We start from the raw sequence: 20,019 nt of genomic DNA, 5'->3' as shown, positions 1-20,019 counted from the left end.
CGCCAATAAACATCTATTAATTTGAACTAACTATTGACAGGATCTAACCAATCCCATTTGTCTTTTGTCGAACCATCAAATAAACCGAAAAAAGCCTGCTGGATACGCTTGGTTACTGGGCCACAATGACCGGCTCCGACTTGTATTTCATCAACGCTACGAACTGGCGTAATCTCAGCCGCTGTGCCGGTCATAAAAATTTCATCAGCCAGATACAACGATTCACGTGATAACATCTGTTCACGGACTTCAAATCCCAATTCAGTGGCCAACTTAATAATCGCATCACGTGTGATGCCGGGTAGTGCCGATGAGGTAAATGGCGGTGTAAAAAGTACGTTATCTTTAACTTCAAATAGGTTCTCACCCGCCCCTTCGGAAATATAACCACTAACATCTAACTCTATTCCTTCCTGATAACCATGGCGTCGAGCTTCACTACCTACCAGTAAAGAGGATAGATAATTACCACCGGCTTTAGCCGCAGTCGGGATGGTATTGGGTGCGGCGCGATGCCAGGACGAAACCATCGCATCAATACCTTGTTCGAGTGCTTTTTCACCGAGATAAGTTCCCCAAGGAAAAGCCGCAATAATGACATCCGTTTTGTAACCTGGTGGCGGATTAACTCCCATACCAACATCACCAATAAAAACAAGTGGTCTAATATAGGCACTAACCAACTTATTTTTACCAATCGTTTCGCGACAAGCTGTCATCAACTCATCAACACTTTGGCTTAAAGGCATGCGATAAATTTTGGCTGAATCATGTAAACGCTGCATATGCTCACGATGGCGAAAAATTACTGGCCCTTGATGAGAGTGATAACAGCGAATACCTTCAAAAACCGAAGTACCATAATGTAAAGAGTGAGACATAACATGTATCTTTGCCTCCGCCCAGGGCACCATTTCTCCATTAAACCAAATATAATCTGCTTTTTTTGTCATTTTTTTACCTTACATTACGATTGATTGTTTGGCAGCTTGTTGCTTGATTTCAATATCAAAAACATCTGCCAATTTAATTAACTGGGAACAAAGTAGGTTTAGTGGACGCTGACTATTAACCGTTATTTCAATGCTAACGTTATTTCCACCTAATACCTGACTCATGCTTATTGCGTTAACCTGAAAACCGCGATGACGGGTCACCCGCAAAATGCGCTCTAAGACCTCTGGCCGAAAGCGCGTTTCAATATTTAATTGATATTCTCTCATCAGGGTTTCTCCATCATTTTTTCATTGCTGGCACCAGGAGGAACCAATGGCCAAACATTTTCTAATTCATCAACAGATACCTGTAGCAAATAGGGGCCTGCATGACTGAATAATCTATCAAGTGCGTCATTAATTTCTAAAGTATGCGTAATACGCTGACCGGCAATATCGAATGATGCGGCTAATGCGATAAAATCTGGATTATCCGTTAACTGAGTTTCACTGTAGCGTTGTTGAAAAAATAACTCTTGCCACTAACGTACCATGCCCAAACGTTGGTTATCGATAAGCACAATTTTGATCGGTAATTGTTTGCGTTTTATGGTGGCTAATTCCTGAATATTCATCATAAAAGAACCATCACCTGAAATACAAATAACCGCTGCATTAGGGCGGGCTAACTGAGCGCCGATTGCAGCTGGAATACCAAATCCCATTGAACCTAATCCACTTGAGGTAATAAAATTCTCTGGAGCTCGAAATGCCATATGCTGTGCCGTCCACATCTGATGTTGCCCAACATCTGTTGTAACAATGGTGTCAACATGCATACGTTCTGAGATTTGTTTTAACATAGCAGGGGCATCGATAGCATCCCCTGTATGGTTATAATTCCATTCATACTCTTTTTTCAACGCGCTGACTTTGGCTTGCCATGAAGCAATATTTAATGGTCTAGCTAATCGTGGTAATAATAGTTTTGCATCACCGAGCAAGCAAACATGCGCCTGACTCAATTTATTCAATTCAGCATGATCTATATCTAAATGGATGACTTTGGCATTAGGGGCAAATGTATTCAATTTACCGGTCACACGATCATCAAACCTGGCGCCAACCGCCAACAATAGATCACATTCCTGCACAGCAAAATTTGCCGCTTTACTGCCATGCATACTCAACATTCCCAAATAATGCGGATCATCTGCTGTGACAGCACCGAGCCCCTTTAATGTAGAAACTGTAGGTAATCCTGAGATAGCAATAAAATCCCTCAACTCAGCGACCGCCCCTGACATACCAACACCGCCACCCACATACAAAATAGGTTGTTTCGCCTGCTCCATAATTTCACATGCAGTAGCTAATTGATAGGCAGAATAAAATGGTTTTTGTTCAACTGGCATCAAATAGGGCAGCGAATGAGTTGTCTGCAACTGTATATCTTTGGGAATATCAATTAAAACTGGGCCTGGACGACCCGTTGTTGCAATACTGAAAGCCTCAGTAATAACCTGTGGCAACATATCAACAGAATCCACTAAGAAACTGTGTTTTGTACAAGCTAAAGAAAGACTTAAAACATCAACTTCCTGAAAGGCATCTGTGCCAATAAGCTCCAAAGCAACCTGTCCTGTTATGGCAACGATAGGCACTGAATCTAATAATGCATCGGCTAAACCAGTGATCAAATTGGTTGCTCCTGGCCCTGATGTTGCAATACAAACTCCTGGTTTATTCGTTGCTCTTGCATAACCAATAGCAGCCATAACAGCACCTTGCTCATGGCGACATAAGAGATGTTCTAAATCACTATCATACAAAGCGTCATAAACAGGCATAATGGCCCCCCTGGATAACCAAAAATCTGTTCAACCCCTTGGGTAATTAATGCCTGAACTAACCATTGTGCTCCATTCATTGTTCTACTCCAGCAACCTAATTTATTAGTTTATTTTTCTAAACTCTCACCGACAACTAAAATTTAAAGCTAAAAAAAACCCCGCGCCTTTCGGTGCGGGGTTCTTGTGAAATCTGGCTAGTTATTCTGCCTTTCTTCTTCCAAGTGCTGCCCCGCGCGGTGGGATAATCACCACCACGCTCACAATAATTAGGTTAATTATTAGGGCAAACACCTTCGTCATAATATCCGTTCTTTGATCTTGATAATTTATTTAGAGTTAACACGTTGACACTTATTTGACAATACTTATTTTATTTTTTTATCGAAAAATAAAAAATTACGACTAAAATCAATAAGTAAATCTCAGCATAAAATAATTCTATTAAAAACAGAAAATAATTGAAATAAAAAACTATTAAATGCAGTTAATGCAAAAAAATTTAACCAAAAAGCCATTTGATTATAAAATGATAAACCACAGCTTATTAATTAATGTCAGAAATTGTAATACAGACAATTAATGGCCAATTTTCATCATCAAAAATGGCAGCGCTGTCCTAAAAAATTACCACAAAAGTAAAAATTTCGGCCACTTCTCTAACAACCTTCCCATATTCACCAAAAGCTAGTTGTACCTAATTTACTAACTAAGAAAATAGTGACATGACATTTTAGGGAGGAAATATGGCACTAGCGGTTATTTACACCAGAGCTTCAATCGGTATGAATGCCCCACGGGTAACAGTTGAGGCACATATTAGTAATGGGCTACCTGGACTCACCCTAGTAGGGTTACCAGAAACAGCCGTCAAAGAAGCTCGTGATCGTGTCAGAAGTGCTTTAATTAATAGTGGTTTTCAGTATCCATCTAAAAGAATAACTATTAATTTAGCGCCTGCCGATTTGCCAAAAGAAGGCGGACGTTATGATCTAGCTATCGCACTCGCCATCTTAGCGGCATCGGAACAAATTACATCAATAAAATTAAATCAATTCGAATTCCTTGGCGAATTAGCTCTTTCTGGTCAAATTCGTCGAATAACAGGGGTAATAACAGCGGCACAAGCAGCATTAAAAAATCAGCGTAAATTGATCACTTCCCTAGAAAACACAAATGAATTAAATTTGTTACCAACAGAAAGTGTCTATTTTTGTGAACATCTATTAGCTGTTTGTCATTTCTTACATGATCAAAATACTTTATCTCACAATCAAGAAACACCTATCACCAACCATAAGCACTCTAATATAACAGATATCAATGATATTATTGGCCAACAACATGCCAAGCGCGCATTAGAGATAACCGCCGCAGGAGAACATAACCTTTTACTACTTGGCCCACCAGGCACAGGTAAAACCATGCTTGCCAACCGCCTTATTACTATCCTGCCTGATCTAACCAATCAAGAAGCGCTAGAGGTAGCGTCAATAAAAAGTTTATGTGATATCTCATTTGATAACGAAAAATGGCTTACACGGCCATTTAGAGCACCTCATCACAGTGCTTCTATGGCAGCATTAATTGGTGGAGGAAGCTTACCCAAACCGGGAGAAATATCCTTAGCCCATAATGGCATTTTATTTCTTGATGAACTCGCCGAATTTGAACGAAAAGTACTCGACGCACTTAGGGAACCGCTAGAGTCTGGAGAAATAATAATTTCACGTGCAAAAGCTAAAGTTAATTTCCCAGCCAATATTCAACTTATTGCCGCTTTAAATCCCAGCGCTATGGGCCACTATAAAGGCATATATAACCGAGCCAGCCCAAAACAGATCCTCCGTTATTTAGCAAAGATATCTGGACCATTCTTAGATCGTTTTGATCTCTCTATAGAGGTACCTCTGTTACCGCTAGGTACTTTAAGCCACTCTACACCTACAAATGAAAGCAGTTTCGATATAAAAAAACGTGTAATACAGGCAAGAAAGCAACAAATTGAACGTTCAGGTAAAATTAATGCAAAACTAAATAGCAAAGAAGCCGCACTTTTTTGTAAACTAAAACCAAATGACGCCCTTTTTTTAGAAACAACATTAAATAAACTTGGCCTCTCAATCAGAGCTTGGAATCGTATACTGAAAGTCTCACGGACCATTGCCGATTTAAAACAGCAACAACAAATTGAAAAAATTGATATTATTGAAGCAATTAGCTATCGCAGTATGGATAAGCTACTTATTCAATTACAAAAACAAATTGAATAATTAAGGGGTATTAAAACCCCTTTTTTTAGAACTATGATGATATTAATCATCAGTATCGGTATAGTCTTCTGAGGGATCCAGTTGTGGTTTACCTCCAGATAAGGTATGAAAACGCTTAGGTCGGCTAATACGAGTCATATACTTAGACCATACTTTTTCTTCTGGTGTCACAGGTTCGCGTTCACCGCGACACATAGCAACAAAAAGTTTTTCTTCTTCTGTCTGAGGTTGACGCTTACCTAAATCAAGTTCATTGAAAGCTTGACCGCAACATTCTAACAACTGAGCTTCTTTAATGGTGAAATCACCATGACGAGAAAAACCTCGAGGATAATTTTTATTATCAAAAAAACGATTAGTCGTGATAAAGCTTTCTGCCATCTAACACACTCCTACCTCTCTAATGTCACACTCATTATGGCGCGGAGTATTAGTTAGCAATTGCATTCTGTAAAACAAAACATTTAAATCGTTAAGATTAAAAATTTTGGAGATTGCTGTGGATACTGAATTATTAAAAACTTTTTTAGAAGTTAGTAAAACCCGACATTTTGGTCGAGCAGCCGAATCATTATACCTAACACAATCAGCGGTAAGTTTTCGAATACGTCAATTAGAAACGCAATTAGGTACTATTTTATTTGCCCGTCATCGCAATAATATTCGTTTAACTGCCGCAGGCGAACGTTTGATTCCCTACGCTGAATCGTTAATAAATACCTGGCTACAAGCTAAAAAAGAAATTTCTCATCAATCATTACACACAGAATTTTCAATAGGCTCAACAATATCACTATGGGAAGGATGCTTAACAAATTGGATACAACTTATCTATCAAAAACACAAAGAGCTTCATCTTGAATGCAGAATATCCACGCGACAATCTTTAGTAAAACAGCTTCATTCACGCGAACTTGATTTACTTATTGCAATCGAACCGCCAAAAATGGATGAATTTGAAAGCGCCATTATTGGTGAAATAAAATTACAATTAATGACAAATAAAAAAAATTTAACTCTGTCGAGATTCAATTACATCAAACTTGAATGGAGTCCTGATTTCAATACCACTGAAAAATCATCTTTAGTTGAAAATTCGCCGACACTACTTACAACATCGGCTAATCTTGCGCGGGAGCTATTATATCCCACAAAATCTGCCTCTGTTTTACCAATTCATTGGCTTAATCAATATCATGAATTAAAAACACTATCGAAAGTTGTCTATAGCAAACCAATTTATGCTATTTGGTTACAAAATAATGGACAAGAGACGTTTATTGATAAATTAGCAAAAATACCTATTAAGAATAACTAATTATGAATAAGTAAAATATAAACTTTTAGTTACATGACCTATCATTAACAAAAAATATCTATTATGGCTAAAAGTACAAAAAACGATCCTAGTCTTTTTGTATCTAATATTTACCAAAAATAATATGATAGGACAGAAATACATCAATTTTAATAACTAGAAATTAAAATGGCTTTGGGTGGCTCATAAAAAAACCCAGTCTGTTAAACTGGGTTTTTAATATTTAATAACATTATCTATAAAGCCGTAAATGGCAGGGGCGGAGAGACTCGAACTCCCAACACCCGGTTTTGGAGACCGGTGCTCTACCAATTGAACTACGCCCCTAATAGGTGGCGGTGCGGACGGGGCTCGAACCCGCGAGCCCCGGCGTGACAGGCCGGTATTCTAACCAACTGAACTACCGCACCACCCGATTTATTTCACTAATGGTCTTTCCCATTAGCCTTAAATTAAAGTCTGGCAGCTCCCTACTCTCACATGGGGAGACCCCACACTACCATCGGCGCTACGGCATTTCACTTCTGAGTTCGGCATGGGGTCAGGTGGGACCACCGCGCTATTACCGCCAAACAAATTCTTTTCTATTTATCCCGTCTTATTTCGCTGCCTTACAGTCTGCTCACCTACCTCAGTAGCGAACACACCTCGGCCTTCAGTAAAATTCGACCAGATTCAATCTCAAAACAAGCTAAAATTCTCTCTCTCAAAACACCTTCGGTGTTGTCAGGTTAAGCCTCTCGGGTCATTAGTACTGGTTAGCTCAACGTATCGCTACGCTTACACACCCAGCCTATCTACGTCCTCGTCTCGAACACCCCTTATAGGACATTACTGTCAGGGAAGACTCATCTTGAGGCAAGTTTCCCGCTTAGATGCTTTCAGCGGTTATCTCTTCCGCACTTAGCTACCAGGCGATGCCATTGGCATGACAACCTGTACACCAGTGGTGCGTCCACTCCGGTCCTCTCGTACTAGGAGCAGCCCCCCTCAATCTTCCTTCGCCCACGACAGATAGGGACCGAACTGTCTCACGACGTTCTAAACCCAGCTCGCGTACCACTTTAAATGGCGAACAGCCATACCCTTGGGACCTACTTCAGCCCCAGGATGTGATGAGCCGACATCGAGGTGCCAAACACCGCCGTCGATATGAACTCTTGGGCGGTATCAGCCTGTTATCCCCGGAGTACCTTTTATCCGTTGAGCGATGGCCCTTCCATTCAGAACCACCGGATCACTAAGACCTACTTTCGTACCTGCTCGCGCCGTCACGCTCGCAGTCAAGCTGGCTTATGCCTTTGCACTAACCTCACGATGTCCGACCGTGATTAGCCAACCTTCGTGCTCCTCCGTTACGCTTTGGGAGGAGACCGCCCCAGTCAAACTACCCACCAGACACTGTCCTCAGCCCGGATTACGGGCCTAAGTTAGAACATCAAACATTAAAGGGTGGTATTTCAACGTTGGCTCCATGCAGACTGGCGTCCACACTTCAAAGCCTCCCACCTATCCTACACATCAAGGCTCAATGTTCAGTGTCAAGCTATAGTAAAGGTTCACGGGGTCTTTCCGTCTTGCCGCGGGTACACTGCATCTTCACAGCGAGTTCAATTTCACTGAGTCTCGGGTGGAGACAGCCTGGCCATCATTACGCCATTCGTGCAGGTCGGAACTTACCCGACAAGGAATTTCGCTACCTTAGGACCGTTATAGTTACGGCCGCCGTTTACTGGGGCTTCGATCAAGAGCTTCGCCTTACGGCTTACCCCATCAATTAACCTTCCAGCACCGGGCAGGCGTCACACCGTATACGTCCACTTTCGTGTTTGCACAGTGCTGTGTTTTTAATAAACAGTTGCAGCCAGCTGGTATCTTCGACTGGCTTCAGCTCCGGATGCAAGACCCTTCACCTAATGCCAGCGTGCCTTCTCCCGAAGTTACGGCACCATTTTGCCTAGTTCCTTCACCCGAGTTCTCTCAAGCGCCTGAGTATTCTCTACCTAACCACCTGTGTCGGTTTGGGGTACGATTAATGATTACCTATCGCTTAGAGGCTTTTCCTGGAAGCTGGGCATCAACTACTTCACCACCTTGGTGGCTCGTCATCACGTCTCAGTGTTGTAGCAGTGCGGATTTGCCTGCACTACCCACCTACTCGCTTAAACCGGGACAACCGTCGCCCGGATAGCCTAGCCTTCTCCGTCCCCCCTTCGCAGTAACCCTTAGTACGGGAATATTAACCCGTTTCCCATCGACTACGCTTTTCAGCCTCGCCTTAGGGGTCGACTTACCCTGCCCCGATTAACGTTGGACAGGAAACCTTGGTCTTTCGGCGAGCGGGTTTTTCACCCGCTTTATCGTTACTTATGTCAGCATTCGCACTTCTGATACCTCCAGCAGACCTCTCAGTCCACCTTCTACGGCTTACAGAACGCTCCCCTACCCAACAACATCTAAATGTCGCTGCCGCAGCTTCGGTGCATGGTTTAGCCCCGTTACATCTTCCGCGCAGGCCGACTCGACCAGTGAGCTATTACGCTTTCTTTAAATGATGGCTGCTTCTAAGCCAACATCCTGGCTGTCTAAGCCTTCCCACTTCGTTTCCCACTTAACCATGACTTGGGGACCTTAGCTGGCGGTCTGGGTTGTTTCCCTCTTCACGACGGACGTTAGCACCCGCCGTGTGTCTCCCGTGATAACATTCTTCGGTATTCGTAGTTTGCATCGGGTTGGTAAGTCGGGATGACCCCCTAGCCGAAACAGTGCTCTACCCCCGAAGATGAATTCACGAGGCGCTACCTAAATAGCTTTCGGGGAGAACCAGCTATCTCCCGGTTTGATTGGCCTTTCACCCCCAGCCACAAGTCATCCGCTAATTTTTCAACATTAGTCGGTTCGGTCCTCCAGTTAGTGTTACCCAACCTTCAACCTGCCCATGGCTAGATCACCGGGTTTCGGGTCTATACCCTGCAACTTAACGCCTAGTTAAGACTCGGTTTCCCTACGGCTCCCCTATGCGGTTAACCTTGCTACAGAATATAAGTCGCTGACCCATTATACAAAAGGTACGCAGTCACACCCTTTCGGGTGCTCCCACTGCTTGTACGTACACGATTTCAGGTTCTATTTCACTCCCCTCGCCGGGGTTCTTTTCGCCTTTCCCTCACGGTACTGGTTCACTATCGGTCAGTCAGGAGTATTTAGCCTTGGAGGATGGTCCCCCCATATTCAGACAGGATAACACGTGTCCCGCCCTACTCTTCGAGTTCACAACACTTACCGTTTCAGATACGGGGCTATCACCCTTTATTGCCGGCCTTTCCAGACCCTTCTCCTGCGGTAAATATTGATGTTGACTCTGGGCTGCTCCCCGTTCGCTCGCCGCTACTGGGGGAATCTCGGTTGATTTCTTTTCCTCGGGGTACTGAGATGTTTCAGTTCCCCCGGTTCGCCTCGTTTGACTATGAATTCATCAAACGATAGTGCATTAATGCACTGGGTTTCCCCATTCGGACATCGCCGGCTAGTACGCTTCATATCAGCTTACCGACGCTTTTCGCAGATTAGCACGTCCTTCATCGCCTCTGACTGCCTAGGCATCCACCGTGTACGCTTCATTCGCTTAACCTCACAACCCGAAGGTGTCTTCTACTGTCTTTTTGTTGGGTTATGGCTGCGCGTCCACCAATTCTTTGTTGGGCAGTGCGCGCAATGCTCACGTACTTTAGTACGCTGCGCTTGCTGTGCGCTGGCCGCCTCGAATTGCTGACTGCTCGCTCATAACGCTTCATCATGACAACAAAAACCCAACTGATTGGAGTTTTGAGAGTTCTCCACACTATTTTTTCAATAATGTGTGTTTCAATTTTCAGCTTGTTCCAGATTGTTAAAGAGCATAATTGGTAAACCAACTCACTAAATTGGTTTAATCATTATTGCGTAAAGCACAAACAGTGCACAACACTAAAAGCGTGATGCACCGCCTTTCTAAATCACTAAAGTGGCGTCCCCTAGGGGATTTGAACCCCTGTTACCGCCGTGAAAGGGCGATGTCCTAGGCCTCTAGACGAAGGGGACTTCAAGCTCTTTAGTCAATCTTAGATTGGCTTTACGCGCTATTTCATCAGACAATCTGTGTGAACACTCACATTCCATCTATCTAGGTAAGGAGGTGATCCAACCGCAGGTTCCCCTACGGTTACCTTGTTACGACTTCACCCCAGTCATGAATCACAAAGTGGTAAGCGCCATCCAAAAGGTTAAGCTACCTACTTCTTTTGCAACCCACTCCCATGGTGTGACGGGCGGTGTGTACAAGGCCCGGGAACGTATTCACCGCGACATGCTGATCCGCGATTACTAGCGATTCCGACTTCATGGAGTCGAGTTGCAGACTCCAATCCGGACTTCGACGTACTTTCTGAGTTCCGCTTCCCATCGCTGGCTCGCCTCTCTCTGTATACGCCATTGTAGCACGTGTGTAGCCCTACTCGTAAGGGCCATGATGACTTGACGTCATCCCCACCTTCCTCCGGTTTATCACCGGCAGTCTCCTTTGAGTTCCCGACTCTACTCGCTGGCAACAAAGGATAAGGGTTGCGCTCGTTGCGGGACTTAACCCAACATTTCACAACACGAGCTGACGACAGCCATGCAGCACCTGTCTCAGCGCTCCCGAAGGCACTCCTCTATCTCTAAAGGATTCGCTGGATGTCAAGAGTAGGTAAGGTTCTTCGCGTTGCATCGAATTAAACCACATGCTCCACCGCTTGTGCGGGCCCCCGTCAATTCATTTGAGTTTTAACCTTGCGGCCGTACTCCCCAGGCGGTCGATTTAACGCGTTAGCTCCGGAGGCCACAGTTCATGACCACAACCTCCAAATCGACATCGTTTACAGCGTGGACTACCAGGGTATCTAATCCTGTTTGCTCCCCACGCTTTCGCACATGAGCGTCAGTCTTTGTCCAGGGGGCCGCCTTCGCCACCGGTATTCCTCCACATCTCTACGCATTTCACCGCTACACATGGAATTCTACCCCCCTCTACAAGACTCTAGCTAACCAGTCTTGAATGCCATTCCCAGGTTAAGCCCGGGGATTTCACATCCAACTTAATTAACCGCCTGCGTGCCCTTTACGCCCAGTAATTCCGATTAACGCTCGCACCCTCCGTATTACCGCGGCTGCTGGCACGGAGTTAGCCGGTGCTTCTTCTGTCGCTAACGTCAATTGCTAAGGTTATTAACCCTAACACCTTCCTCACGACTGAAAGTACTTTACAACCCGAAGGCCTTCTTCATACACGCGGCATGGCTGCATCAGGCATGCGCCCATTGTGCAATATTCCCCACTGCTGCCTCCCGTAGGAGTCTGGGCCGTGTCTCAGTCCCAGTGTGGCTGATCATCCTCTCAGACCAGCTAGAGATCGTCGCCTAGGTGAGCCCTTACCCCACCTACTAGCTAATCTCATATGGGTTCATCCGAAGGTGTGAGGCCAGAACGGTCCCCCACTTTGCTCCTTAGAGATTATGCGGTATTAGCCACCGTTTCCAGTGGTTATCCCCCGCCTTCGGCCAGATCCCCATACCTTACTCACCCGTCCGCCGCTCGCCGGCAAGGAAGCAAGCTTCCTTCCGCTGCCGCTCGACTTGCATGTGTTAGGCCTGCCACCAGCGTTCAATCTGAGCCATGATCAAACTCTTCAATTAAAAGCTTGATGCTCAAAGAATGTTTTACTGACCGTAACGCCCTTTTGTTCAACTCGCTTTGCCGATGTTTGACCACCTTCGCCGCTGCCGACCAAAATAACGTTACTGCATATTAGTTCATATATGAATTAACTGTTTTGTCACTCTTCAAGACTTTAAAATCAAATATTTTTTGATGATGTCTTGCGAGTGCCCACACAGATTGTCTGATTAATTGTTAAAGAGCGTGCGACCCAGGCCGCGAGGTGGCGTATATTACGCTTTTCACCTATAAAGTCAAGTAGTTATTTCTACTTTTCTTTTCACTTCACTGACTAAAAATCCAATTATTTATTCTCAACCAGTGGGAGCGCATTATAGGCGCTTTTAAGCCGCTGGCAACCGTTATTTAAAAAAAATTTGTCTAATTGGTTTATATTTCAACAAATCGGCTTAAATAGAAATTTTTTTTAACCGATTAAAACTTTCATTTATCAGTACAGGAATAAGCTTTTCAGCTTCAACATCCATTTTAGTGCAATAGGCGATATTTTTACTTTTTGTCAAAATCAAATTTTGATGGTTATTGATTAACCAAACCGCTCGTCTGGCAATTGCAGCGCCTGAATCAATGAGTCTGGTTCCGTCAAGCAGCACTTCTTTTAGTTCTGCCGATAATAACGGAAAGTGTGTACAACCGAGCACAATGGTGTCAGGGGGTTCTTTCATTTTTAACCACGGTTTTACAATGCGCACTAACGCTTCTTTTGAGATTACCTGACCATGAAGTTTTTTTTCTGCTAATTCGACTAATTCTGATGAAGCGATCATCTCAACTTTACAATCAACGGCAAATCGATCGATCAGTTCTCTAGTATAGTTTCCACTAACCGTTACCTTAGTTGCTAATAATCCAATAACACCATTACGTGTTAATTTAGTTGCTGGTTTTATTGCGGGAACAACCCCAATAATTGGAAATTGGAAATGCGCTCTTAAAACAGGCAAACTGACCGTACTTGCCGTATTACAAGCAATAATTGCTATTGCTAACGCATGTTTTTGTTGAATTTGATCGATGAAGCGAATAATACGTTCAATAATAAATTCTGCACTTTTCTCTCCATAAGGAAAAGCATCATTATCAAAAGCATAAATATAGTGTAAATCTGGCAATAGCTGTCTGACTTCACGATAAACAGATAACCCACCAACACCAGAATCAAAAATTAGAATAGTTGGCCGAGCCGTTTTCGACTGAGCAGAGGTTACTTTTTTTATTTCATTTTTCATTCATTTCATCACAATAATGAACAATATGCTGATAAGAGAATTGTTAGTAAAAATAGTCATGAGTAATTATACAGTAATAATAGATTGAATGAATCCTGTGCTGTTGTAATAATTGTCCGCTGGTTTTAAGACAATATTATAACCTATTTTTATTTTTGCATTACCGTCCAATATCGAAGAACTAAAACTTTACGACTCTTACTATCAATATTCAAAAAATAAGCTTTAGAAAAACCTTTGTAATTACTATCTATAAATCGTGCACCAAAGCTAGACTTCTCTTTCTCTTTCCCTACAATCTCACGATAGAAAATTTTTTATCAAGATGAATCTGAATACATGCTAAATAATTTGTCAATTACACAATACAACTTGCAGTTAGCTGAAAAAATCAAATATTTAAACAGTATTATGCTGCCTTTTAATGCACCTGAGCCAGAAATTTTTCGTTCTGATTTTTCCCATTATAGAATGCGCGCTGAATTTCGCCTCTGGCATGAAGGACCAGATTTATTTCATATAATGTTTGATCAAACGACTAAACAACGTATAAGAGTTGATCAATTACCTAGCGCTAGTAAATTAATTAATCAAATGATGCTTGCTTTAATTCCATTAATTAAAACTAAACCGCTTTTACGGTATAAACTCTTCCAAGTAGATTATTTATCAACATTAAGTAATAAGATTATTGTTTCATTAATTTATCATAAAAAATTGGAACAAGAATGGATTGAACAAGCTAAACAATTACGTAGCGCTCTAATTAATCAAGGTTTTGATATACAACTTATTGGCCGCGCAGCAAAAACAAAAATTATATTAGAACAGGATCATATTGATGAGGTATTACCTATTTCAGGTAAGTCAATTATCTATCGCCAAATTGAAAATAGTTTTACCCAGCCCAATGCCGGAATAAATATCAAAATGTTAGAATGGGCGATTAATATTACTAAAAACACAAAAGGTGATTTACTGGAGCTTTATTGTGGAAACGGTAATTTTTCTATCGCACTAGCACAAAATTTTAATCGTGTTCTGGCAACCGAGATTGCAAAACCATCAGTAGCAGCGGCTCAATATAATATTGAAGCTAATAAAATTAATAATGTAAAAATTATTCGAATGTCAGCAGAAGATTTTACCCAAGCAATACGAGGTGAACGTCAGTTTAAACGCCTTGAAGGTGTTGATTTAACAAGTTATAAATGTGAGACTATTTTAATCGATCCGCCTCGCTGTGGTTTAGATGAAAAAACGCTTGAATTAGTACAAAAATATCCACGTATTCTTTATATATCCTGTAATCCTAATACACTTTGTCACAATTTAAATATACTCAATAAAACTCATAAAATTGATCGATTAGCGTTATTCGATCAATTTCCTTATACCCACCATATTGAATGCGGTGTTTTACTTGAGAAAAAACATATTTGAATGAAATAAAAACGCCATTAAAAAATATGGCGTTTTATTTTATAAGTCATAACAGCAAAAAATCTATCTAATGATAGCTAATATTATTTTTATTTTAAGAATATATTAAATAATATTGATATAGACAATATTTCTCTAACATTCATAATATTAAAAGTCATTTAAAAAACTAATATAGAAAACACCAATAAATAATTGCAATTTTTGGTTTACTGCAAAAAATTATTTATAATTTAATATTATGTTTTTCCTGTTCACGACGATACCAATAATAGGCTCCGCGGGCGATCATTCTAAGCTGTAAAACTAATCGTTCTTCCAAAAGCTGCCTTTTTTCCTGATCAATATCTAATGCTTCTGCCCCCGCACTAAATACTATAGTAACCATGGCTTCGGCTTCAATTTCAGTAAAATACCGAGGCATATTACTTTCCTGTTGCAAGTAGTCGGCCAATTCAGCAATAAAATGCTGGATTTCTCTGGCAACTGCCGCACGAAATTCAGCCGATGTACCTGAACGTTCACGCAGCAATAATCGAAAGGCATTCGGATTATTACCAATAAATTCCATAAAAGTAGCAACAGATGTTCGAATAACACTGCCACCTTTTGCAATACGCTGTCGTGCTTGACGCATTAATTGACGGAGCATAAGACCGCTTTCATCCACCATGGTCAATCCTAATTCATCAACATCACGAAAATGTCGATAAAAAGAAGTCGGTGCAATACCCGCTTCTCGGGCAACCTCACGTAAGCTGAGACTAGTAAAGCTACGCTCAGCACTCAATTGACTAAACGCCGCTTCTATCAGAGAACGACGCGTTTTTTCTTTCTGCTTTGCTCTGACGCCTGTAATATTACTCACAGTAATTAATATACCTCTTCGATAATAATGTAACTAGGCTACTATACCAAATTTTAACAGATTTGCAGTGTCCTTAAGTTTAACTAGTATATAAGGAATTTCTGTTATTTATTAAAATGTAAAGCCTGAATCTTATATTTAAGCTTGATTAAAGAAGATAATGTTAATCTGAGTTGTCTATTCGTATTTACATAATAATAGGTTATACCGAATGCCACAGATTCAATTTGATACTATCGTTATTGGTTCCGGCCCCGGGGGAGAAGGTGCAGCAATGGGGTTGGTAAAACAAGGGAAAAAAGTCGCAGTCATTGAACGTTATAATAAAATTGGTGGTGGTTGTACCCACTGGGGAACCATTCCTTCTAAAGCGCTTCGGCACGCGGTCAGCCGAATTATCGAATTTAATCAAAATCCATTATACAGCGATAAATCCCGGCTTTTACGCTCTTCTTTCTCCGACATTCTTAAACAAGCCGAGACCGTAATTAATCAACAAACACATATGCGGCAAGGATTTTACGAACGAAATGGTTGCAAAATGTTTGCCGGTGAAGCCTCTTTCATTGACCAACATACTTTAAAAGTTCTTTATAATGATGGTACCTACGATACTCTATATGCTGAAAAAATCATTATCGCAACCGGCTCTCGTCCATACTGTCCTCCCGATGTCGATTTTCTGCATTCACGCATTTACAATAGTGATTCAATTTTAACTCTCAATCATGAACCCCACCATGTTATTATTTATGGTGCAGGGGTAATTGGCTGTGAATATGCTTCAATATTTAGAGGATTAGGGGTAAAAGTTGATCTTATTAATACCCGTGATCACCTTCTGTCGTTTTTAGACCAAGAAATGTCAGACGCTTTATCATACCATTTTTGGAATAGTGGTGTTGTCATTCGCCATAATGAAGAATATGAAAAAATCGAAGGAACAGATGATGGCGTAATTATTCATCTGAAGTCAGGTAAAAAGGTTAAAGCCGATTGTCTATTATATGCTAATGGCCGTACGGGAAATACCGATAATCTAAATTTAGAAAATATCGCTATTCCTATTGATAATCGAGGTTTGATTAAAGTTGATGCTACCTATCGTACTCATAATAAAAATATCTATGCGGTCGGCGATGTTATTGGCTATCCCAGTTTAGCTTAAGCCGCTTATGATCAAGGTCGTCTCGCTGCCCGCGCGATAACAACGGGCCACAGCGATACCCATTTAATTGAGGATATTCCTATCGGGATCTACACCATTCCAGAAATCAGTTCTGTCGGTAAAACAGAACAACAATTGACTGCCATGAAAATTCCTTATGAAGTCGGGCGTGCTCAATTTAAACATTTAGCCAGAGCACAAATTGCAGGGATGAATGTAGGCAGTTTAAAGATCCTATTTCATCGCGAAACATTAAAAATTCTAGGTATTCACTGCTTCGGTGAGCGTGCAGCAGAAATTATTCATATTGGCCAGGCAATTATGGAGCAAAAAGGTGAAGGTAATACTATTGAATATTTTGTTAATACTACCTTCAATTATCCAACTATGGCAGAAGCATTTCGGGTTGCCGCACTGAATGGGTTAAACCGTCTGTTTTAACCCAATAAAGCTCAATATTAGTAGTAAGTAAACAATTAATTTTTACTATAGTATCGATACATTTGTTTACGAATTGCCTCAGCAAACTGCTCATGACAACTTCTAAGCGGTGAGCCAGGACGGTAAATTAAAACAACCGAACGTGAAGGAACAGGGTTAATACAATCAAGATAATAAACACCATCACGTTTTATCTCTTTCGGTACAGATAAATCTGGCAATAGCGTTATACCACTTCCGGCTGCCACCATGTTACGTAATGTCTCTAAACTGGTGGCACGAAAGTGGGTATCATCTTTTGCCCCAACCTGAAAACAATATCCCATCGCTTGATCACGTAAACAGTGTCCATCTTCCAACATAAGTAATTTCTGTCCAACAAGCTCACGCATTTCAATTTCCTTACGATTGAACCATGGATGTCCTTCATAAATAGCTAATCGCATAGGTTCCTCATACAGAGGTATTTCAATAAAAGCTTCGGTCTCCTTCACTTGCGCTAATATTGCACAATCTAGTTTGCCATTATTTAATTGCGCTAACAGATGGTGTGTTTGTGCTTCATGTAAATACATCTCCAATTTAGGAAATAAACGGTGTAATTCTGGAATGATGTGAGGTAAAAGATAAGGACCGATAGTAGGAATTAATCCTATGTGTAACGGGCCTGACATGCTTTCACCTTGTAAGGAAGCCATTTCCTGCAGTATTTTAACTTCTCGCAATACTGTTCTGGCTTGTTCAACTAATAATAACCCCTGCTGAGTAAACAGAACCTTTCGGCTTGTCCGCTCTAATAACATAACACCTAAATCGTCTTCCAATTTACGAATTTGACCGCTGAGGGTCGGTTGACTAACATGGCAGGCATCTGCAGCACGCCGAAAATGTTTATGCTCAGCTAATGCAACAAGGTACTCCAAATCACGAATATTCATGCCTACTCCTTCCCTAAATACAAATTTGATAGAATCAACCTATCTATTCATCATAATGGATCCAGTTTTCCTATCAACGAAAAAATTCGGCAAAAAAAATTTATCTTCATAATTTATAGACAAAAACGAATAAATTAAACGCTTTCGCGGTGAGTTGTTTAGCGCCAATAACTGATTCTACTAAGCAGCTAATATTTCACAACTAAGTTGCGACCATAAATCAATGCTTCAACACCCTATTTATTGAAATTCAGATTCACTAAGCATCGATTGAACACATCACCAATAAAGACTTCACTAAACTTTTATGAACAAATTAATGGTCATTGCTGAATTTAAATCGATATATTGAAATAATTATTTTATCAATAATATTATTATGTTAAAGCAAATATTTTTTTAATTCTTAAATAAAATCTTTATATCGAAATATATTAATCGACGATCCTATACGCCATTAATTTTCCTTTATCCTGTATATATTGTTGTTATCAATTAAAAGAAAAAATTTGTATCATCAACCCTCTCATTAATAAATCTTGTACACTGAACTAACATTAATTGTTGTATTTTTATTCAATGAAATGCATGAGTACTGAAATTTTAGTCATTAAGGCTGACAACAGTGAAAAACAAACTGCCCACATTTATTGAGTTATACCGTCAATTAGTTGCCATACCATCAATTAGTTCTGTCGATGCAAGACGCGATCTAAGTAATGAAACATTAATTAATCTACTGGCAGAATGGCTTACGACACTAGGTGGTAAAATAACCATTCAACCTGTACCAGATAGCCGCCATAAATTCAATTTACTGGCTACTTTTGGCCAAGGAGAGGCTGGATTACTACTTTGTGGGCATACTGATACGGTTCCTTTTGATGACGGGCGCTGGACAAAAGATCCTTTCCAATTAACGGAATATAAAGACAAATTATATGGTTTAGGTAGCGCGGATATGAAAGGTTTTTTCGCTTTTATCATTGATACTTTACGCAATGTCGATATTGATCAGTTACAGCATCCCATCTATATTCTGGCAACCGCTGATGAAGAAACCACCATGGCCGGAGCACGTTATTTTGCTACAACTGCAGAAATTCAGCCTGAATTAGCAATTATTGGTGAACCAACTTCATTGCGACCGATTCGCGCTCATAAGGGGCATATTGCCAATGCCATTCGTATTACCGGTCAATCTGGCCATTCAAGTGATCCGGAACAGGGTATCAATGCGATTGAGTTAATGCATGAAACCATTAGTCAGTTAATTTTGCTTAGAAATAGACTAAAAACCGATTACCACAACAAGGCATTTGATATTCCCTACCCAACAATGAATTTTGGACATATTCATGGGGGTGATGCCGTAAATCGAATTTGTGGGTGTTGTGAATTACATATCGATATTCGTCCACTACCCGGTCTGTCACTAAAAAATTTGGATGAATTGTTACATGCCGCACTTAAACCGATTAAACATCGTTGGCCTGATCGCTTAACTATCGAGGAACTTCATCCGCCTATTCCCGGTTTTGAATACCCAATAAATCATAACATGGTGAAAATAATTGAAAATTTATTAGATAAAAAAGCTCAAACCGTTAATTACTGCACCGAAGCGCCCTTTATTCAAACGCGATGTCCAACATTAATATTAGGGCCAGGTTCGATAGAGCAGGCTCACCAACCTGATGAATTTATTGAACTTAAATATATAAAACCGACAATTGAATTACTTTCACAAATGATATCCTATTTTTGCTTGAAAAAATAAACTACTAAATTGGGAATAAAAT

The 20,019-nt window shown here is 40.9% G+C and carries 11 protein-coding genes, 3 tRNA genes, 3 rRNA genes and 2 pseudogenes; 5 read left to right on the top strand and 14 right to left on the bottom strand.

What is annotated here, in order from left to right; translation table 11 throughout:
* Positions 1-26 precede the first annotated feature (26 nt).
* The 4 genes and pseudogenes from AACL31_RS01825 to AACL31_RS01810 form a co-directional block, all read right to left on the bottom strand.
* Positions 27-953: a branched-chain amino acid transaminase gene (locus AACL31_RS01825; RefSeq protein ID WP_310511561.1), complete on the bottom strand. Its 927-nt coding sequence runs from the start codon at positions 951-953 to the stop codon at positions 27-29.
* 9 nt (positions 954-962) lie between these two features.
* Positions 963-1,223, bottom strand: a complete 261-nt coding sequence (ilvM, locus tag AACL31_RS01820; RefSeq protein ID WP_310511562.1) for an acetolactate synthase 2 small subunit — start codon at positions 1,221-1,223, stop codon at positions 963-965.
* A pseudogene (ilvG, locus tag AACL31_RS01815) lies at positions 1,223-2,865 on the bottom strand (acetolactate synthase 2 catalytic subunit). Before ilvG ends, ilvM begins: the two are co-directional and overlap by 1 nt.
* 121 nt (positions 2,866-2,986) lie before the next feature.
* Positions 2,987-3,088 (bottom strand): IlvGEDA operon leader peptide, encoded by a 102-nt coding sequence (locus AACL31_RS01810; RefSeq protein ID WP_310511563.1) that lies wholly within the window; start codon positions 3,086-3,088, stop codon positions 2,987-2,989.
* A 443-nt stretch (positions 3,089-3,531) separates the two neighbouring features.
* On the opposite strand from AACL31_RS01810, the gene AACL31_RS01805 reads away from it, so the two are divergent.
* Positions 3,532-5,058, top strand: coding sequence for a YifB family Mg chelatase-like AAA ATPase (locus AACL31_RS01805; protein WP_310511564.1), 1,527 nt, complete (start codon positions 3,532-3,534; stop codon positions 5,056-5,058).
* A gap of 42 nt (positions 5,059-5,100) precedes the next feature.
* On the opposite strand, the gene AACL31_RS01800 is transcribed toward AACL31_RS01805, so the two are convergent.
* Entirely contained in the window at positions 5,101-5,439 is a 339-nt protein-coding gene (locus AACL31_RS01800) for a DUF413 domain-containing protein (RefSeq protein ID WP_032114311.1), read from the bottom strand.
* A 118-nt stretch (positions 5,440-5,557) separates the two neighbouring features.
* On the opposite strand from AACL31_RS01800, the gene hdfR reads away from it, so the two are divergent.
* The gene (gene hdfR / locus AACL31_RS01795; RefSeq protein ID WP_310510055.1) at positions 5,558-6,376 is read left to right on the top strand and encodes an HTH-type transcriptional regulator HdfR; all 819 of its coding nucleotides are present in this window, start codon (positions 5,558-5,560) and stop codon (positions 6,374-6,376) included.
* Between the two features lie 251 nt (positions 6,377-6,627).
* On the opposite strand, the gene AACL31_RS01790 is transcribed toward hdfR, so the two are convergent.
* From AACL31_RS01790 to murI, 7 genes are all read right to left on the bottom strand, one after another.
* A tRNA-Trp gene (locus tag AACL31_RS01790) sits at positions 6,628-6,703 on the bottom strand.
* Between the two features lie 6 nt (positions 6,704-6,709).
* Positions 6,710-6,786: transfer RNA gene (locus AACL31_RS01785), tRNA-Asp, on the bottom strand.
* 47 nt (positions 6,787-6,833) lie between these two features.
* Positions 6,834-6,949: ribosomal RNA gene (gene rrf, locus AACL31_RS01780) — 5S ribosomal RNA — on the bottom strand.
* Positions 6,950-7,103: 154 nt separating this feature from the next.
* Positions 7,104-10,007 (bottom strand): 23S ribosomal RNA (locus AACL31_RS01775).
* Positions 10,008-10,380: 373 nt separating this feature from the next.
* A tRNA-Glu gene (locus tag AACL31_RS01770) sits at positions 10,381-10,456 on the bottom strand.
* Between the two features lie 87 nt (positions 10,457-10,543).
* Positions 10,544-12,087, bottom strand: a 16S ribosomal RNA gene (locus tag AACL31_RS01765).
* The 16S, 23S and 5S rRNA genes sit together here with 3 tRNA genes alongside, the layout of an rRNA operon.
* Positions 12,088-12,519: 432 nt before the next feature.
* Entirely contained in the window at positions 12,520-13,359 is an 840-nt protein-coding gene (gene murI, locus AACL31_RS01760) for a glutamate racemase (RefSeq protein WP_339053712.1), read from the bottom strand.
* A 339-nt stretch (positions 13,360-13,698) separates the two neighbouring features.
* Here murI and trmA point away from each other — a divergent pair, with 339 nt between their 5' ends.
* On the top strand, positions 13,699-14,802 hold the full coding sequence (gene trmA, locus AACL31_RS01755) for a tRNA (uridine(54)-C5)-methyltransferase TrmA (protein WP_310512071.1): 1,104 nt from the start codon (positions 13,699-13,701) through the stop codon (positions 14,800-14,802).
* A 226-nt stretch (positions 14,803-15,028) separates the two neighbouring features.
* On the opposite strand, the gene fabR is transcribed toward trmA, so the two are convergent.
* On the bottom strand, positions 15,029-15,670 hold the full coding sequence (fabR, locus tag AACL31_RS01750; protein WP_180816194.1) for an HTH-type transcriptional repressor FabR: 642 nt from the start codon (positions 15,668-15,670) through the stop codon (positions 15,029-15,031).
* A gap of 211 nt (positions 15,671-15,881) precedes the next feature.
* Here fabR and sthA point away from each other — a divergent pair.
* Positions 15,882-17,279 (top strand): annotated as a pseudogene (gene sthA / locus AACL31_RS01745) (Si-specific NAD(P)(+) transhydrogenase).
* Between the two features lie 35 nt (positions 17,280-17,314).
* Here sthA and oxyR read toward each other — a convergent pair.
* The gene (gene oxyR / locus AACL31_RS01740) at positions 17,315-18,217 is read right to left on the bottom strand and encodes a DNA-binding transcriptional regulator OxyR (protein ID WP_032115839.1); all 903 of its coding nucleotides are present in this window, start codon (positions 18,215-18,217) and stop codon (positions 17,315-17,317) included.
* A 625-nt stretch (positions 18,218-18,842) separates the two neighbouring features.
* Here oxyR and argE point away from each other — a divergent pair.
* Positions 18,843-19,997, top strand: a complete 1,155-nt coding sequence (gene argE / locus AACL31_RS01735) for an acetylornithine deacetylase (RefSeq protein ID WP_310512070.1) — start codon at positions 18,843-18,845, stop codon at positions 19,995-19,997.
* Positions 19,998-20,019: the final 22 nt, after the last annotated feature.

Origin of the sequence: Arsenophonus endosymbiont of Crataerina pallida (assembly GCF_964020125.1) — a bacterium.
Taxonomy (GTDB): domain Bacteria; phylum Pseudomonadota; class Gammaproteobacteria; order Enterobacterales; family Enterobacteriaceae; genus Arsenophonus; species Arsenophonus nilaparvatae.
The sequence above is the reverse complement of the archived record's forward strand: the minus strand, read 5'-3'. Positions and strand labels throughout refer to the sequence as shown.

Bases quoted from the DNA above. Each gene is read 5' to 3' on its own strand.
- AACL31_RS01800 (WP_032114311.1), bottom strand. From the start codon at position 5,439: ATGGCAGAAAGCTTTATCACGACTAATCGTTTTTTTGATAATAAAAAT.
- trmA (WP_310512071.1), top strand. From the start codon at position 13,699: ATGCTAAATAATTTGTCAATTACACAATACAACTTGCAGTTAGCTGAA.
- AACL31_RS01810 (WP_310511563.1), bottom strand. From the start codon at position 3,088: ATGACGAAGGTGTTTGCCCTAATAATTAACCTAATTATTGTGAGCGTG.
- AACL31_RS01805 (WP_310511564.1), top strand. From the start codon at position 3,532: ATGGCACTAGCGGTTATTTACACCAGAGCTTCAATCGGTATGAATGCC.
- murI (WP_339053712.1), bottom strand. From the start codon at position 13,359: ATGAAAAATGAAATAAAAAAAGTAACCTCTGCTCAGTCGAAAACGGCT.
- oxyR (WP_032115839.1), bottom strand. From the start codon at position 18,217: ATGAATATTCGTGATTTGGAGTACCTTGTTGCATTAGCTGAGCATAAA.
- ilvM (WP_310511562.1), bottom strand. From the start codon at position 1,223: ATGAGAGAATATCAATTAAATATTGAAACGCGCTTTCGGCCAGAGGTC.
- AACL31_RS01825 (WP_310511561.1), bottom strand. From the start codon at position 953: ATGACAAAAAAAGCAGATTATATTTGGTTTAATGGAGAAATGGTGCCC.